Below are 14,385 nucleotides of genomic sequence, written 5' to 3'. Positions count from 1 at the left end.
GGCGTCACGCCGGCGGCCGGGCGGGCCCGGGGGCGGCGGGCCCGGCGGGTCCGGGGGCGGCCGGCTGGGCAGCTCCAGGGCCGGCCGCCCGGGCGAGTCTGGCGCCAACGGCGTCGAGGACCCAGTCCAGGCCGGTCGCGAAGGACGTCTCCGCGTCCACGTCCGTGCCCTCGTGCACGGCCTTGGCCAGCGCCGGGAAACGGCCCGTGGCGAGCATCCTCGTCACATGGGGGCCGCGGGCGCGCTGCCAGTCGCGCTTGGACAGGCCCGTGGCGCGCTCGGCCCGCAGGTTCGCGATCTCGCGCCTGATCGCGCCGGTGAAGTAGGCGCCGACGGTCTCCACGGCGCGCATGACGGTGTCGACGTCGGCGAGACCGTCGAGGGCGGCCAGCGTGGCCTCGGTGACGGCGAGGCCGTTAGGGCCGAGGCTCGGGCGGCCGCCGAGCAGGTCGGCCAGCCATTCGTGGCGGAGGGCGGCCTGCCGGGTGCGGTGGGCGAGGCCGCTCAGGGCCTCACGCCAGTCGCCGGGCTGCTCGTCGGGGAGGATCTCGGCCTGCACCTCGTCCACCATGAGGTCGAACAGCTCCTCCTTGGTGGAGATGTATCCGTACAGCCTCATCGGCCCCGCGTTCAGCCGGGCGGCGACCTTGCGCAGCGACACCGCCTCCAGCCCGCCCGCGTCGGCCAGCGCGACGGCGGCCGCGACGATCCGCTCCCGGTCGAGCGGCACGGGGCGGGTCGGCGGCTCCGGCCGGTCCCAGACAGTCATGGCCACACCGTACTCTTGTGATACACCGTCTTACGTCAATACAGTGTATCGGCATGAGACATCGCATCGCCGTGGTCGGCGGCGGACCGGGCGGCCTCACCCTCGCCCGTGTCCTGCACCGCCTCGACCACCCGGCCACCGTCCTCGAACGCGACCCCGCCCCCGACGCCCGCCCCCCGGGCGGCTCGCTCGACCTGCACGAAGGGATGGGCCGGCTCGCGCTGGAGAAGGCGGGACTGCTGGCGCGGTTCGAGGAACTGTCCCGCCCCGAGGGACAGGCCATGCGCATCCTGGACGCCGCCGGGCACGTGCTGCGCGACTGGCGGCCCGGCCCGGACGAGCGGGCCAACCCCGAGATCGACCGCGGACAACTGCGCGACCTGCTGCTCGGCCCTCTCGACGTCCGGTGGGGGCGGGGCGTGACGCACGTGGCGCCGGAGCCGGGGGCCGGGAGCGGCGCGCGGGTCCACTTCGCGGACGGACGCCAGGAGACGTTCGACCTCGTCGTCGGCGCGGACGGCGCCTGGTCCCGGACCCGCCCGGCGGTCTCCGCGGTGACGCCCCACTACACCGGCATCACCGTCGTCGAGACCTCCCTCGACGACGTCGACACCCGCCACCCCGGCCTCGCCCGGCTGATCGGCGACGGCTCCGTGGCCGCGTACGGCGCGAACCGGAGCCTGGTCGCCCAGCGCAACAGCGGCGGCCACGTCAAGGTGTACGCGCGGTTCCGCGCGCCGCTCGACTGGCACGCGCACCTGGACCTGGCCGACGCCGACGCCGTGCGGTCGAGCCTGCTGGCCCTGTTCGACGGCTGGGCCCCTCCCGTCCTCGACCTCCTGCGCCACGGCACCGCCTTCGCCCACCGTCCCCTCCACGTCCTGCCCGTGGGCCACTCCTGGACCCACGTCCCCGGAGTGACGCTCCTGGGGGACGCCGCCCATCTGATGCCCCCGCTGGGCGTGGGCGCGAACCTCGCGATGCTGGACGGCGCCGAACTCGCCGAGGCGCTCGCCGCCGCCACGGGCCCCGCGGACCTCGACAGCGCCGTCCGCGCCTTCGAGGAGCGGATGTGCGCACGAGCCGCCCAGTGGGCCCGGATCACGACGGCCGGCCTGGAACGCCTGGTGAGCCCCGACCCCGCCGAAGCCCTGGCCCAGTTCGAAGAGGTCCAACCGTCCTGACAACGGGTCGGGTCGGGTCAGGACGGAGGGGTGGGGCGGGGCGGGGCAGCGGAGTGAGCGGGAGGACAGGCGCCGACAGCCCCGACGCCGATCAAACTGTTGGCATGGGGAGGCCCTGACCTGCTGTGCTTACGGTTGAGTGGAACGAACGCGCCCTCCTCGTCCCGCTCAACGGTAGGCAGCCGCCTCTATGGCGTGCATGGAAGAAGTCCGCTGATCGGCTCGGAGGTCTCATGCCCCTGCAGATGGAACTGGTCGCGATAACGCTGGATTGCCCTGATCCGCTGGCTCTTGCGGCGTTCTATCAGCAGGCCACCGGCTTTGAACCACACCCGAAGTCGGACGCCGAGTTCGCCGGTCTCAACCGTGAGGACGGGCTCTTCATAGGCTTCCAGCGGGTCGAGGACCACCGGGCTCCGAGTTGGCCTGGCCAGACCGTCCCTCAGCAGCTCCACATCTGCTTCAAGGTCGCGGAGGGCCTGGACGAGGCCGAAGCCCGGCTGCTGGAACTGGGTGCGGGAAAGCCGGATCACCAGCCGCATGGGGACAAGGCGCGGGTCCTCACCGACCCTGCCGGGCATCCCTTCTGCATCGTCACGCGCTGACCGGTGCCTTGCCCGGGACGCGTCGGCCGAGGTCGTCCGCCGGGGCGGCGTACGGCGTCACCTGGAGCACGGTCGACAGGCCCTGACCTCGGCTCGGCCGCGGCCACGCACGACAACCGCTTCGGCGCGGCCGTCGAAGCCGGATCCGTTCACGCTGCTGATCGACGAGACCCTGCCCATTGATCTGGACGCGACCAGGACACAGCGCCACACCGTCACCGTCACCGTCACCCCGGATCCACCGCCGTCTGATCGACGAGCACTCCTCATACCTTGCTCGCGACCACCATGTAGTTCTCGGCCTCAAGATCGAACGTGCTCAGTTCCGTTTGGAGTCCGACCCGGTGCAGCTCGACTTCGAGTTCCTCGTACCGGTAGGGCCAGCAGGACAGCAGTTCCGAGCGGACAACAACCAACCCGGTCGCATCCACTTGCGCGATCGCGATCTCGATGTGGTGCTCCTCCTCCCAATGCGGCGCGATCTCCCAGCGGTAGACCACGACCGCATCACGACCGTTCCGGCGGACGAGTCGGTCACTGATCTCCAGCCGGGAACCTCTGGCCCTCACGAGTTCCCAAGTGCGGGATGTGAGTACCAAGCGCCCGCCAGGACGCAGAAGCCGTGACATCGACTCCAGAGCAGCACCCCTGCCTGTCGCGCCCGCGGCATGGTGAAGCGAGTTGCCGACGCAGAACACCATGTCGAACGTGTTGTCCGGGAAATGGTCGGGCAACTCTTCCCAGTTCGCCCGTACGGTCCGGACGGATGCCCCGAACTCCTCGGACAGCTCTGCCGTCCGACGAACCATCGCCTCGCTGGCGTCAGTTGCGACAACCCGCATGCCACGACCGGCGAGGCCAACCGCCAACTGTCCCGTTCCGCAGGAACAGTCGAGAACGTGAGCGTTCGACGGCAGGAGATCGAGGACGTCGTCGAACGACGCAGCGAACTCGGCTGGAGGCAACTTCGCATCCGAGATGAGCCATTCGTACACCTCGGCAAGCACGTCATAGCCTGTCACAACCACGACCTCCGTCACGCGGGAGCCTCACGGCAGGACGTCAGTCCATCAGCGGAGCAAGCCGGGCACCAATGGTTTTCACCAGGATGGCTCTGACGGTGTCTGTGGGTTGTCAGGTGTCCGTCTGAGTGGATGTCGTCGCCGGGTATGCAGGTCAGCACTGCCGGCACGGCGAACTTCGTCGCGTCCTCCGGCCCGATCCGCTCGTCCGGACGCACGTCCACCACCAAACCCGTCCCGTCATCGCGACGGACGAAGAAGTCCGGCGTGTGCCGCACCCGCTTCCCGCCCGCCGCCGCCCGCGACAGCCGGAACGGCTGCGAGGCCATTCCGGTCACCAGCGGATCGAAGTCGAGCAGCATCAAGCGGTCGCGCTCCAGCCACGACCCATCTCCCACCTGCCCGCCGCAGGTCGCCGACCAGTACCGACCGCACCAGTTGCTCTGGCCCCGGAAAGCCGGGAACCGGCGCTCAGGCCGTACCGCCTCAAACCGCACGGTCACACATCGCAGAGACAGGACAACGGCGTCCCCCGGTCCCGTTCGCCGTGCTCCTCCCGAGTGGTGTGGCGCACTTTTGCAAGCGGGTGCTTGCAATAGTTAGCGGAGGTGTTGCAAGGTGGAGGCATGGCATCGCTCAACGTCGGCAACCTCGGCGAGTACCTGCGCGAACAGCGGCGCACCGCGCAACTGTCGCTGCGGCAGCTCGCCGACGCCGCCGGGGTGTCCAATCCGTATCTGAGCCAGATCGAGCGCGGGCTGCGCAAGCCGAGCGCGGAGGTGCTCCAGCAGGTCGCCAAGGCGCTGCGGATCTCCGCCGAGACGCTGTACGTGCGCGCCGGCATCCTCGACGCGGAGCGGGACGGGGAGGAGCGCCGGCGGGAGGAGTCGACCCGGGCGGTCATCCTCGCCGACCCCGCACTCACCGAGGCGCAGAAGCTGGCGCTGCTCCAGATCTACGAGTCCTTCCGCAAGGAGAACGGGTTCGGGAGCGACGACCGCGGCCACGGCGGCGCGGACAGCGCGGACGCCCGGGCACGGGAGAGCGACGCCGGCCCGCAGCAGACGGCCGGTTGACCGGACCAGGGGACCGGCCGCACCGCTGCGGAACCGCACCACCCTCGGCCGAGGGCGACGTGGACGCACTCGACGCGATCGAGGCGTTCGCCGTACTCGGCCCGCACGACGCACACGACGCACACGACCTGTACGACGAACGTCATTCCGGGAGGACCCTCACCATGGCCATCACCGACGACCTGCGCAAGACCCTCAGCGACCCGACTCCGCTCTACTTCGCCGCGGGCACCGCCGACCTGGCCCTCCAGCAGGCGAAGAAGGTGCCCGGCCTGGTCGAGCAGCTGCGCTCCGAGGCCCCGGCCCGTTTCGAGGCCGTCCGCAACACCGACCCGAAGTCGGTGCAGGAGAAGGCCAACGCCCGCGCCAAGGAGGCGACCGCCCGCGCCAAGGAGGCGCAGGAGTCCCTCCAGTCCAAGGTCACCGACTTCATCAGCAGCCTCGACGGGGACATCAAGAAGCTCGGCAGCACCCTCGACGCCGACCTGAAGAAGCTCGGCGAGTCCGCCCAGGACCTCGCGCTGCGCGGTGTCGGCGTCGCCGCCGAGTACGCCGTCAAGGCCCGTGAGACCTACGAGAAGGTCGCCGAGCACGGCGAGCAGACCGTGCGGACCTGGCGCGGCGAGGCGGCCGAGGAGATCGAGGAGCTGGCGATCGCGGTCGAGCCCGACGCCGCGCCGAAGACCCAGCCGAAGACCGAGCCCGCCCAGGTCAAGGAGACCGCCGCGCCGAAGCCCGCTCCGGTCGCCGCCGTCACCGTGCCCGCCGCCGAGGCGAAGAAGCCGGCCGCCAAGAAGGCTCCGGTGCGCAAGCCCGCCGCGAAGAAGACCACGCCGCCCGCCAAGTGAGACCGGCGGCCGCGACGGACACGGCGAACAGCGACATACGGTCACGGGCCGGGCACTCACACGGTGCCCGGCCCGTTGTACGGGTAGCGGCAGGGCGGTTGCGGGTACCGTGACCGCGTAGGACGAGCAGATCGAGTCGAGTCGAGTCGACACGTCGAATCAGGTGGTGGGCGTTGTGCTGATGGCAGGCTTCGCGGGGCTGATGTGGCTGCTGTACCTCGCCATGCTGATCCTCGCCGTGGTGGCCCTGGTGATGGCGGCCGTCTTCCGCGACGACGCCTACCGCGCCGCCGACAAGCAGAACAAGGGCTTCTGGCTGATCATCCTGGGCATCGCGGTCGCGGTGAACCTGCTGGTGCCGATGCTCTTCCTACAGCTCGCGGGCCTCGTCGCCACGATCGTCTTCTTCGTGGACGTCCGCCCCGCCCTCAGGCAGGTCTCGGGCGGCGGCGGCTGGGGCCGCAGACGCGGCGGAAGCAGCAGCGACGGCCCCTACGGCCCGTACAACGGCGGACGCTGACCCGGCCGGAGCCCTCCGCCGGGAGACCGGCCCCTCCGCCGGAGATCGGACCTTTCCGCCGGGGGACGGACCTTTCCGCCGGGAGACCGGCCCCTCCGCCGGGAGACCGGGCGCGCCGGGGCGGATCTGCCGAGAGCGCCATGGCCGGATGTGCCGAGAGCGCCGTGGACGGGACTGCCTGCCGTCGGGTCAGCCGAGAGCGGCGTGGACGGGACTGCTGCCTCAGCGGGGTCAGCCGGGAGCGCCGTGGACGGGAGTGTCGGCCGTCGGGTCCGCTGAGGGAGGGCCCGCGATCGGGTCCGTTGAGGGAGGGCCCGCGATCGGCCCGCTCGTCGGTGCCGCTCAGGGGGCCCGGTCGAGCAGCACGACCGCCACGTCGTCCGTCAGCTCGCCCCCGTTGAGTTCACGCACCTCGTTCACCGCGGCCCGCAGCAGCGCCTCGCCGGTGAGTCCCTCGGACAGCTGCCGGCGGATCATCTCCACCATGCCGTCCTGGCCCAGCCGCTCCCGGCCCTCGCCGATCCGGCCCTCGATCAGGCCGTCGGTGTACATCATCAGGCTCCACTCGGCCCCCAGCTCGACCTGCGTCCGCGGCCAGCGCGCACCCGGCAGCAGCCCGAGGGCCGGACCGTTGTTGTCATGGGGCAGCAGCCGCGCGGGCCGGTCCGGCCGGGCGATCAGCGGCGCGGGGTGGCCGGCCAGGCACAGGCCCGCCCGGCGGCCGTCGGGCGCGATGTCCACCGTGCACAGCGTCGCGAAGATCTCGTCGTCGTCGCGTTCGTGCTCCAGCACCTGCTGCAAGGTGTTCAGCAGCTGGTCGCCGCACAGCCCGGCCAGGGTCAGCGCCCGCCAGGCGATGCGCAGCTCCACGCCGAGCGCCGCCTCGTCCGGGCCGTGCCCGCACACATCGCCGATCATGGCGTGCACGGTGCCGTCCGGTGTGCGGACGGTGTCATAGAAGTCGCCGCCGAGCAGCGCGCGTGAGCGGCCGGGGCGGTAGCGGGCGGCGAAGCGCAGCAGGGAGCCCTCGAGGAGGGGCGTGGGCAGCAGGCCGCGTTCCAGCCGGGCGTTCTCCTGCGCGCGTAGTTTGCCCTCGGCGAGCCGCCGTTCGGCGGTGTCGGAGCGCTTGCGCTCCACGGCGTAGCGGATCGCGCGGCTCAGCAGCCGGCCGTCCAGCTCGTCCTTGAAGAGGTAGTCCTGGGCCCCCACGCGCACCGCCTCCGCGCCGCGCTCGGCGTCGCCGGACGCGGTGAGCGCGAGCACGGCGTGCCGGGGCGCGAGCCGCAGCACATGCCGCAGCACGGCGAGTTCGTCGTCGTCCCCGGCCGCCGCGGAGGCGCGTCCGGGGGCGGGCAGCGCGAGGTCCAGCAGGATGCAGTGGACGTCGTCGGTGAGCAGCCGCTCGGCCTCGGTGAGGTTGCGGGCGGCGCGCACGCGGATCGGCCGGTCGTCCGAGTCGCGCAGGTCGCGGACGAACGGGGCGGCCGTCGGGTCGTCCTCGATGAGGAGAAGGGTGAGGGTCGTGTGGGCGGTTGCACCCACGGCGGCGGCGCCCGCGTCGGCGCCGGCCGCGTTCACGCCCGTCGGGCTCGGGACGGGGGCGCTCGCGCCTGTGGTGCTCACGCCTGTGGTGCTCACACCATGGTGGACGCCGTCGGAGGGCGTGGCGTTGCGCGTCGGGTCGTTCCCGGCCGGCGTCGCCTCGTTGCGGCCGGTGTCTTCGGTGCGGACGGTGTCTTCCTTGGAGGGACCGCCGGCTGCGGGCGCGGCGTGCGCCTGACCACTCTCCACGGCCGGGATCGCTCTTTGCCGCGGTACGGGTACGGGCATCGTCTTGGTTCCTTCCCTCCCCCCGAGGGCTGGCGGGGGCGAGGGACCTCGACCCACCGACCGGGACCATAGCGGCAGAAGGCGTCGCAACGGAATGGTGTGAGACACCCAGCTTGAGCTCTGGCCACTGTCATATGCCGCGTTCCGTACCGCAGTTGGGCAGGGCGGGAATCGGACAGGGATGACGAACGTCACGTCTGCCCTGCGTTTGGGTCACGGAGAGGGGTGTCGTGGGTCACGTGGTCCAGGTCGCGCGAGGGAGAGGGGGCGGGGGTGACGGGGCAGCGGGAGGGCGAAAAGGGGGCGTTCCGGGCGGGCGCCGGTCACGCGTCCGGACGGACGACCCCGAGTATCGGCATCGAACCCGCCCCGGCGAGCGTGACGGTACGGCCCGGGCGCGGGGCGTGGACGATCGAGCCGTCGCCCACGTACATCGCCACATGGCTGGCGTCGCTGAAGTAGATGATCAGGTCGCCGGGGCGCATGTCCGCGACGGGGACGTGCGGCAGCTGCTTCCACTGCTCCTGCGAGGTGCGCGGCATCGGCCGGCCCGCGCTCTTCCACGCCTCGGAGGTCAGGCCGGAGCAGTCGAAGCTGTCCGGGCCCTCGGCGCCCCACACATACGGCTTGCTGATCTGCGCGGTGGCGAACTGCACGGCCTTCCTGCCCTGCGGGGAGGCCGCGCTGTCGATGTCACGGAGGATCCCGGTGTCCAGCCAGGCGGTCTGCGCCTTCTGCGCGGCCTGCCGCTCCAGCTCTTCGAGGCGGGCCTTCTCCTTCTTCTCCAGCCGCGATTGGAGCTTCTCCGCCTGCGCGATCTGCTTCTCGATCTTCTTCTGGGCCGCCGCCTTCACCTTGCGGCCCGACTCCAGCTTCGCCCACTGCGCGGAGGCGTCCTTGGAATACTGCTCCAAGTCCTGCTGCGTGCGGGTGAGTTGGCCGATCAGACCCTTGGTCGCGCGCTGGCCCTGGCGAACCCGGCCCGCGCCGTCGAGGAACTCCGAGGGGTTGTCGCTCAGCATCAACTGGGCCTCGTCCGGCAGGCCGCCGGTGCGGTACTGGGCCCTTGCCGCGGCGCCCGCGCGGTCCTTCAGCTTCGCCAGCTTCTCCTGGCCCGCGACGATCTTCTTGGCCAGCTCGACGATCTCCGCCGACTGCTTCCGGGCCGCTTCCTCCGCCGCGTTGTAGGCGTCGGTGGCGACGGCGGCGTCGTGGTAGAGCGTTTCGAGCTGGGCGCGGACGGCTTCCAGGTTCTTGTCGGCGGTCGCGGTCGACGGGAGCGCCGGGGCCCCGGCGCCTGCCGCCGGCGTCGACGGCGAGGCCGCGTTCGGCGTGGGCTCCGGGCTCGCGAACGCCGTGCCGGGCGCTCCGAGCACGGTGACCGCGCAGACCACGGCCACGGCCACCGCGAGCAGGCCGCGCTTCCCCGTTCCCATACCCCGTCCCCCAACCACTGATTAACCGTCAGTAACTTACGGTGCTCGGGGGATCGTGCCACGTCAGCGCCGAAAACGACAGAGGCGGCGACGACGGAGACGACGGAGACGACGGACCCGCCAGGACGACCGAAGCAGTCCATCCCCACTTCGCCGCCCAGGTATGGCGATCCCCCGCCTGTGTGACGTACGGCTCGCGGAGATCGTTCCCGACGGACCCACCCGGCTCACGCACACGGCGAGGCTGAGCGCGCCGGGTTCTTGAGGCGGCCCGTTGCCTGGCTACGGGTGGTCCTGGCTGCCCTGGCCGCCCCGGCGGTCCTGGTGCACCGGGCGCCCCGCCGCCTCCTGCGGCCTCTGTGCACCCTGTGGCTCCGGTGCATCCGGCGGCTCCGGTGCACGCTGCGGCGCCGACCGAGGCCGCGGGACGTGCCGCAGGTCGCCGCAGGCCGCCGGGCCCCCGCTCAGCTCCTGGGCGCCAGCGCGCCCCACCGCACCGTCACTTCGCCCTGCCGCCATCGCACCGGGCCGTCCGTCACCGGCCAGTCGGCCGTCAGGTCCCGTACCGCGCGGATCCACCGCTGACGGGCGCCGTACGACGCGTACGGCGCGGCCGCGGCCCAGGCGCGGTCGAAGTCGCGCAGGAACGCGTGCACCGGCTCGCCGGGGACGTTGCGGTGAATGAGCGCCTTGGGCAGCCGTTCGGCCAGGTCCGAGGGACGGTCCAGGGAGCCGAGCCGCGTCGCGAAGGTGACCGTGCGCGGGCCCTCGGGCCCCAGCGCCACCCACACGTGCCGGCGTCCGATCTCGTCGCAGGTGCCCTCGACCAGCAGCCCTCCCACCGACCCGGCGGCCGGATCGGCCGGCGCGAGGCGGGCGCACAGCCGCTCCCAGACGGCGGCGACCTCGCCCTCGTCGTACTGGCGCAGCACGTTGGCGGCGCGCACGAGGAGCGGCCGCCGGCCGACCGGGATCTCGAACCCGCCGTGCCGGAAGACCAGCCCTTCGCGCTCGTAGGGCGCGGCGGCCGCGACCCGGGCGGGCTCGATCTCCACGCCGACGACCCGCGCGCGGGGCGCGACCGAACGCAGCCGGTGCAGCAGTTCGACGGCCGTCCAGGGCGCGGCTCCGTAACCGAGGTCCACGGCGACGGGCTCGACGGCGCGCCGCAGCTCGGCGCCGTGCGTCGCGGCGATCCAGCGGTCCATGCGGCGCAGCCGATTCGGGTTCGTCGTCCCGCGCGTGACCGTGCCCACGGGGCGGACGGAGGCGCGGGATGTCATACCCAAGAGGGTAGTGCGGCCATGGGAGGGCGCCGCGTCGCCGCCGTCCCGCCGACTGGTTCCTGGCCGCGTCGCTCCGGCGCACGCGGACAGGCCCACGCACACCGGCCTCGAACGGTTGAGCGACAGAGGGTAACGGCTGGGCAAAAACCGCCCGTTTCCCCGTCCGGCCGGAATGGGAACCGCTTGCTGCGGCGTTGCACCCCCCTGGAGGGCCGGCCACACCCTCCTTCCGGCATGCCCGCAGCAAGGAGGAACGCCCCGTGAGCCAGTACGCCAACAGGCTCGGGCGTCGCTCCACGGCGGTTCCCTCGCGGCTCAGGCTCCACCGCCGCCCCCGCCGCGTCGCGATGCTCTCCGTGCACACCTCTCCGCTCCACCAGCCCGGCACCGGTGACGCCGGCGGCATGAACGTCTACATCGTCGAACTCGCGCAGCGCCTCGCCGCGATCAACATCGAGGTAGAGATCTTCACGCGCGCGACGACCGGCGGTCTCCCCCCGACGGTCGAGCTGGCCCCCGGGGTCCTCGTCCGGCACATCGACGCCGGCCCGTACGAGGGGCTCGCCAAGGAGGACCTCCCGGCGCAGCTGTGCGCCTTCACGCACGGCGTGATGCAGGCCTGGGCCGGTCACCGCCCCGGCTACTACGACCTCGTGCACTCGCACTACTGGCTGTCCGGCCATGTCGGCTGGCTGGCCGCCCAGCGCTGGGGCGCCCCCCTCGTGCACGCCATGCACACCATGGCCAAGGTCAAGAACGCCAACCTGGCCGACGGCGACACCCCCGAACCCGCCGCCCGCGTCATCGGCGAGACCCAGATCGTCGCGGCCGCGGACCGCCTCATCGCGAACACGGCCGAGGAGGCCGACGAACTCGTACGGCACTACCACGCGGACCCCGGCAAGGTCGCCGTCGTGCACCCCGGCGTCAACCTCGACCGCTTCCGGCCCGCGGACGGCCGCGCCGCCGCCCGCGCCCGCCTCGACCTGCCCCAGGACGCCCTGGTCCCCCTCTTCGCCGGCCGGATCCAGCCCCTGAAGGCGCCCGACATCCTGCTGCGCGCGGTGGCCGTCCTGCTCGACGAGCGCCCCGAGCTGCGCTCCCGCATCGTCGTCCCGATCGTCGGCGGCCCCAGTGGCAGCGGCCTCAGCAAGCCGGAGGGGCTCCAGAAGCTCGCCGCCCGGCTCGGCATCGCGGACGTCGTACGGTTCCGGCCGCCCGTCGGCCAGGACCAGCTCGCCGACTGGTTCCGGGCCGCGTCGCTCCTGGTCGTCCCCTCCTATAGCGAGTCCTTCGGCCTGGTCGCCATAGAGGCGCAGGCGGCTGGCACCCCCGTGCTCGCCGCCTCGGTCGGCGGTCTCCCGGTGGCCGTGCGGCACGGCGAGACGGGCTTCCTGGTGCAGGGCCACGACCCGGCCGGCTACGCGCGCGTGCTCGAGCGTTTCGCCGACGGCCCCGAGCTGCCCGCCCGCATGGGCGCGGCGGCCGCCGCCCACGCCCAGTCCTTCGGCTGGGACACCGCGGCCGCCGCGACGGCCGACGTCTACGCGGCCGCGACCCAGTCCCACCGCCGTCGCGTACGCTCCGAACATGGGTGACGTGGACATGGATGACGTGGACATGGGTGGAGTAGGCAAGGACGGCGAGGGCATGGGTGGCCCGGACGCGGGCGGTGCGGACGCGGGCGGCGCGGACGGTGGCGGCCCGGACGCGGGCGGTGCGGACGGTGGCGGCGCGGAGAAGAGCGCCGCACAGGCCATCGAGGCCTTCCTGCGGGACGCCGAGCTGGAGTGGGAGAGCACCGGCCCCGGCGCCTACGTGGCCCAGCTGCCCGGCACCCGCAAACTCAAGACGACCGTCTCCCTGATCGTCGGCCGCCACTCCCTCTCCCTCAACGCCTTCGTCATCCGCCACCCCGACGAGAACGAGTCCGGCGTCCACCGCTGGCTCCTGGAGCGCAACCTCAAGCTGTACGGCGTCGGTTACGCCGTCGACCAGCTCGGCGACGTCTACGTCACCGCCCGCCTCCCGCTCCCCGCGGTCACGGCCGACGAGGTGGACCGTCTCATGGGCCAGGTCCTGGAGGCCGCCGACGGCGCCTTCAACACACTGCTGGAGCTGGGCTTCGCGAGTGCCATCCGCCGCGAGTACGAGTGGCGCGTCTCCCGCGGTGAACCCACCCGCAACCTGGACGCCTTCGCCCACCTGACGCAACGCCCGTCGTCGCCCCCGTCGTCCGGTCCGACGGACCCGACGGCCTCGGCAGGCTGACGGACCCCAGCGGCTCGGCGGACCCGGCGGGCCGGCCACCGGCGTCGGCGTTCACCCGCCCGCCGGACCGCCCCGCCGCCCGTACCGTCCCGGCGTCACCCCCACCAGCCTGCGGAAGTGCCGGGTCAGATGAGCCTGGTCGTAGAAGCCGGACGCGGCCGCGACCTCGCCCGGCGGCAGCCCGTCGAGCAGGAGCCGGCGGGCGAGGTCGACCCGGCGGGCGGTCAGGTACTGGTGCGGTGCGATGCCGTACGCGGAACCGAACGCCCGGACCAGATGGGCCGGATGGGCCTGCACCAACCCGGCCGCCTCGTCCAGCGCGAGGCCCGCGACGACACGTTCGTCGAGGAGTTCGCGCAGTCGCCGGGCGAGGACGGGGTCGGGACGCGGGACGGCGGAGGACGCCCGGCGTGGCCGGAGGTGGTCGCGCAGCCGCTCGCCGATCAGCGTCAGCCTGCTGTCGGCCTCCAGTTCGTCGCCGGAGCGGGCGAGCGCGGAGTGCAGCTGGCCCACCCGCCGCCGCAGCACGGGATCACGCAGGTCGGGTGCGTCGACGGCGGCCCCGACCAGGTCCTCGCCGAGCACGCCGGCGTCGAGGTAGAGGACCCGCTTGCGAAACCCCTCCGGGGTCGCGGGCGAGCCGTTGTGCGGCACGTGCGGCGGCAGCAGCGAGACGGTGTCGTGCGGCGTCCCGTGCTCGTGCCGGTCCAGGTCGTAGCGGACCGCGCCGTCGTCGACGATGAGCAGCGTCCACGCCTCATGGACGTGCATCGGGTAGGCGTAGCCGGTGAAACGGGCGTGGAAGACCTCCACGACGCCCGGCACGCGGGGACGCCAGGCGCGGACGTCGGCCGTGGGCTGTGCGGCCGCGGCGGACGCGGCCGGGTCCTGGGCGGCCATGCAAAGAACGTACAAGACCACGGCGGGCGACGACCGGCAGTCTCGTCGTATGGACACCGCGAACACCACGAGGCCCGTGCAGACCACGGCCACCACAACCACGACCGCCACCGCGGCGACCAGGGCGACCACGGCGACCACGGCGACCACGAAGTCGGCGGCGGAAGCGGCGGCGAAGTCGGCGGCGGGGACGGCGATGGAAGGCGCGACCCCCGAACCGGTCCGCTTCGACACGAAGATCGCGGTGCTGCTGCGCGAGGACCTGGAGACCTGGCAGCGCCTGAACGTCACCGCGTTCCTGGTCAGCGGGCTCGGCACGGAGCTGCCCGAGGTGATCGGGCAGCCGTACGAGGACGCGGACGGCGTCCCCTGTCTGCCGATGTTCCGCCAGCCGGTGCTGGTCTTCGAGGGCACGAAGGAGACGTTGAAGGCCGCCCACGCGCGCGTGCTGTCCCGCTCGCTCCCGCGCGCGGTGTTCACGAGCGACCTCTTCGCCACCGGCAACGACCGGGACAACCGCGCCGCGGTGCGCGCCGTGCCGACGGCCGATCTGGACCTGGTCGGACTGGCGGTGTACGGCCCGAGGAACGCGGTGGACAAGGTGCTCAAGGGGGCGAGGATGCACCCGTGACACCGGC

15 protein-coding genes are annotated in these 14,385 nt (G+C 72.6%); 8 read left to right on the top strand and 7 right to left on the bottom strand.

Going from position 1 to position 14,385, the window contains the following annotated elements; all coding sequences use genetic code 11:
* Nucleotides 1-4: 4 nt before the first annotated feature.
* A complete protein-coding gene (locus OG802_RS16420) occupies nt 5-769 on the bottom strand; it encodes a TetR/AcrR family transcriptional regulator (protein WP_329411303.1) in 765 nt (254 codons plus the stop codon).
* A 53-nt stretch (nt 770-822) separates the two neighbouring features.
* Between OG802_RS16420 and OG802_RS16415 the strand changes: the two genes are divergently transcribed.
* Both OG802_RS16415 and OG802_RS16410 read left to right on the top strand, forming a co-directional pair.
* Nucleotides 823-1,953, top strand: a complete 1,131-nt coding sequence (locus OG802_RS16415) for an FAD-dependent oxidoreductase (protein ID WP_329411301.1) — start codon at nt 823-825, stop codon at nt 1,951-1,953.
* Between the two features lie 233 nt (nt 1,954-2,186).
* Nucleotides 2,187-2,558 carry a VOC family protein gene (locus OG802_RS16410; RefSeq protein ID WP_329411299.1) on the top strand — a complete coding sequence of 124 codons (372 nt, stop codon included), beginning with the start codon at nt 2,187-2,189 and terminating at the stop codon, nt 2,556-2,558.
* 266 nt (nt 2,559-2,824) lie between these two features.
* Here OG802_RS16410 and OG802_RS16405 read toward each other — a convergent pair whose 3' ends face one another.
* On the bottom strand, nt 2,825-3,580 hold the full coding sequence (locus tag OG802_RS16405; protein ID WP_329417121.1) for a class I SAM-dependent methyltransferase: 756 nt from the start codon (nt 3,578-3,580) through the stop codon (nt 2,825-2,827).
* Nucleotides 3,581-3,594: 14 nt separating this feature from the next.
* Nucleotides 3,595-4,077 (bottom strand): TnsA-like heteromeric transposase endonuclease subunit, encoded by a 483-nt coding sequence (locus tag OG802_RS16400; protein WP_329411298.1) that lies wholly within the window; start codon nt 4,075-4,077, stop codon nt 3,595-3,597.
* 129 nt (nt 4,078-4,206) lie between these two features.
* Between OG802_RS16400 and OG802_RS16395 the strand changes: the two genes are divergently transcribed.
* The 3 genes from OG802_RS16395 to OG802_RS16385 all read left to right on the top strand — a co-directional run bounded on the left by OG802_RS16395 (nt 4,207) and on the right by OG802_RS16385 (nt 6,024).
* Complete coding sequence (locus tag OG802_RS16395; RefSeq protein WP_329411296.1) at nt 4,207-4,656, top strand: helix-turn-helix domain-containing protein; 450 nt, start codon at nt 4,207-4,209, stop codon at nt 4,654-4,656.
* A 164-nt stretch (nt 4,657-4,820) separates the two neighbouring features.
* Nucleotides 4,821-5,504: a hypothetical protein gene (locus tag OG802_RS16390; protein WP_329417119.1), complete on the top strand. Its 684-nt coding sequence runs from the start codon at nt 4,821-4,823 to the stop codon at nt 5,502-5,504.
* 181 nt (nt 5,505-5,685) lie between these two features.
* A complete protein-coding gene (locus tag OG802_RS16385; protein WP_285894327.1) occupies nt 5,686-6,024 on the top strand; it encodes a DUF2516 family protein in 339 nt (112 codons plus the stop codon).
* 342 nt (nt 6,025-6,366) lie between these two features.
* Here the strand turns inward: OG802_RS16385 and OG802_RS16380 are convergent, their stop codons facing one another.
* The 3 genes from OG802_RS16380 to OG802_RS16370 all read right to left on the bottom strand — a co-directional run bounded on the left by OG802_RS16380 (nt 6,367) and on the right by OG802_RS16370 (nt 10,573).
* The gene (locus tag OG802_RS16380; RefSeq protein ID WP_329411294.1) at nt 6,367-7,854 is read right to left on the bottom strand and encodes a PP2C family protein-serine/threonine phosphatase; all 1,488 of its coding nucleotides are present in this window, start codon (nt 7,852-7,854) and stop codon (nt 6,367-6,369) included.
* A 323-nt stretch (nt 7,855-8,177) separates the two neighbouring features.
* The gene (locus tag OG802_RS16375) at nt 8,178-9,290 is read right to left on the bottom strand and encodes a C40 family peptidase (RefSeq protein ID WP_329411292.1); all 1,113 of its coding nucleotides are present in this window, start codon (nt 9,288-9,290) and stop codon (nt 8,178-8,180) included.
* A gap of 464 nt (nt 9,291-9,754) precedes the next feature.
* A complete protein-coding gene (locus OG802_RS16370) occupies nt 9,755-10,573 on the bottom strand; it encodes a class I SAM-dependent methyltransferase (protein WP_329411291.1) in 819 nt (272 codons plus the stop codon).
* A 263-nt stretch (nt 10,574-10,836) separates the two neighbouring features.
* Here OG802_RS16370 and mshA point away from each other — a divergent pair, with 263 nt between their 5' ends.
* Both mshA and OG802_RS16360 read left to right on the top strand, forming a co-directional pair.
* The gene (mshA, locus tag OG802_RS16365) at nt 10,837-12,174 is read left to right on the top strand and encodes a D-inositol-3-phosphate glycosyltransferase (protein WP_329411289.1); all 1,338 of its coding nucleotides are present in this window, start codon (nt 10,837-10,839) and stop codon (nt 12,172-12,174) included.
* A 52-nt stretch (nt 12,175-12,226) separates the two neighbouring features.
* Nucleotides 12,227-12,847, top strand: coding sequence for a YbjN domain-containing protein (locus OG802_RS16360; protein ID WP_329417116.1), 621 nt, complete (start codon nt 12,227-12,229; stop codon nt 12,845-12,847).
* Between the two features lie 51 nt (nt 12,848-12,898).
* Here OG802_RS16360 and OG802_RS16355 read toward each other — a convergent pair whose 3' ends face one another.
* Complete coding sequence (locus OG802_RS16355; protein ID WP_329411287.1) at nt 12,899-13,747, bottom strand: helix-turn-helix transcriptional regulator; 849 nt, start codon at nt 13,745-13,747, stop codon at nt 12,899-12,901.
* Between the two features lie 196 nt (nt 13,748-13,943).
* On the opposite strand from OG802_RS16355, the gene OG802_RS16350 reads away from it, so the two are divergent.
* Complete coding sequence (locus OG802_RS16350) at nt 13,944-14,378, top strand: DUF2000 domain-containing protein (RefSeq protein ID WP_329417113.1); 435 nt, start codon at nt 13,944-13,946, stop codon at nt 14,376-14,378.
* Nucleotides 14,379-14,385 lie beyond the last annotated feature (7 nt).

The organism is Streptomyces sp. NBC_00704 (assembly GCF_036226605.1).
Classification (GTDB): Bacteria; Actinomycetota; Actinomycetes; order Streptomycetales; family Streptomycetaceae; genus Streptomyces.
The sequence above is the reverse complement of the archived record's forward strand: the minus strand, read 5'-3'. Positions and strand labels throughout refer to the sequence as shown.

Coding starts and splice junctions, on each gene's coding strand:
- OG802_RS16420 (WP_329411303.1), bottom strand. CDS start 769: ATGACTGTCTGGGACCGGCCGGAGCCGCCGACCCGCCCCGTGCCGCTC.
- OG802_RS16415 (WP_329411301.1), top strand. CDS start 823: ATGAGACATCGCATCGCCGTGGTCGGCGGCGGACCGGGCGGCCTCACC.
- OG802_RS16410 (WP_329411299.1), top strand. CDS start 2,187: ATGCCCCTGCAGATGGAACTGGTCGCGATAACGCTGGATTGCCCTGAT.
- OG802_RS16395 (WP_329411296.1), top strand. CDS start 4,207: ATGGCATCGCTCAACGTCGGCAACCTCGGCGAGTACCTGCGCGAACAG.
- OG802_RS16390 (WP_329417119.1), top strand. CDS start 4,821: ATGGCCATCACCGACGACCTGCGCAAGACCCTCAGCGACCCGACTCCG.
- OG802_RS16385 (WP_285894327.1), top strand. CDS start 5,686: ATGGCAGGCTTCGCGGGGCTGATGTGGCTGCTGTACCTCGCCATGCTG.
- OG802_RS16380 (WP_329411294.1), bottom strand. CDS start 7,854: ATGCCCGTACCCGTACCGCGGCAAAGAGCGATCCCGGCCGTGGAGAGT.
- OG802_RS16375 (WP_329411292.1), bottom strand. CDS start 9,290: ATGGGAACGGGGAAGCGCGGCCTGCTCGCGGTGGCCGTGGCCGTGGTC.
- OG802_RS16370 (WP_329411291.1), bottom strand. CDS start 10,573: ATGACATCCCGCGCCTCCGTCCGCCCCGTGGGCACGGTCACGCGCGGG.
- OG802_RS16360 (WP_329417116.1), top strand. CDS start 12,227: ATGGGTGGCCCGGACGCGGGCGGTGCGGACGCGGGCGGCGCGGACGGT.
- OG802_RS16355 (WP_329411287.1), bottom strand. CDS start 13,747: ATGGCCGCCCAGGACCCGGCCGCGTCCGCCGCGGCCGCACAGCCCACG.
- OG802_RS16350 (WP_329417113.1), top strand. CDS start 13,944: ATGGAAGGCGCGACCCCCGAACCGGTCCGCTTCGACACGAAGATCGCG.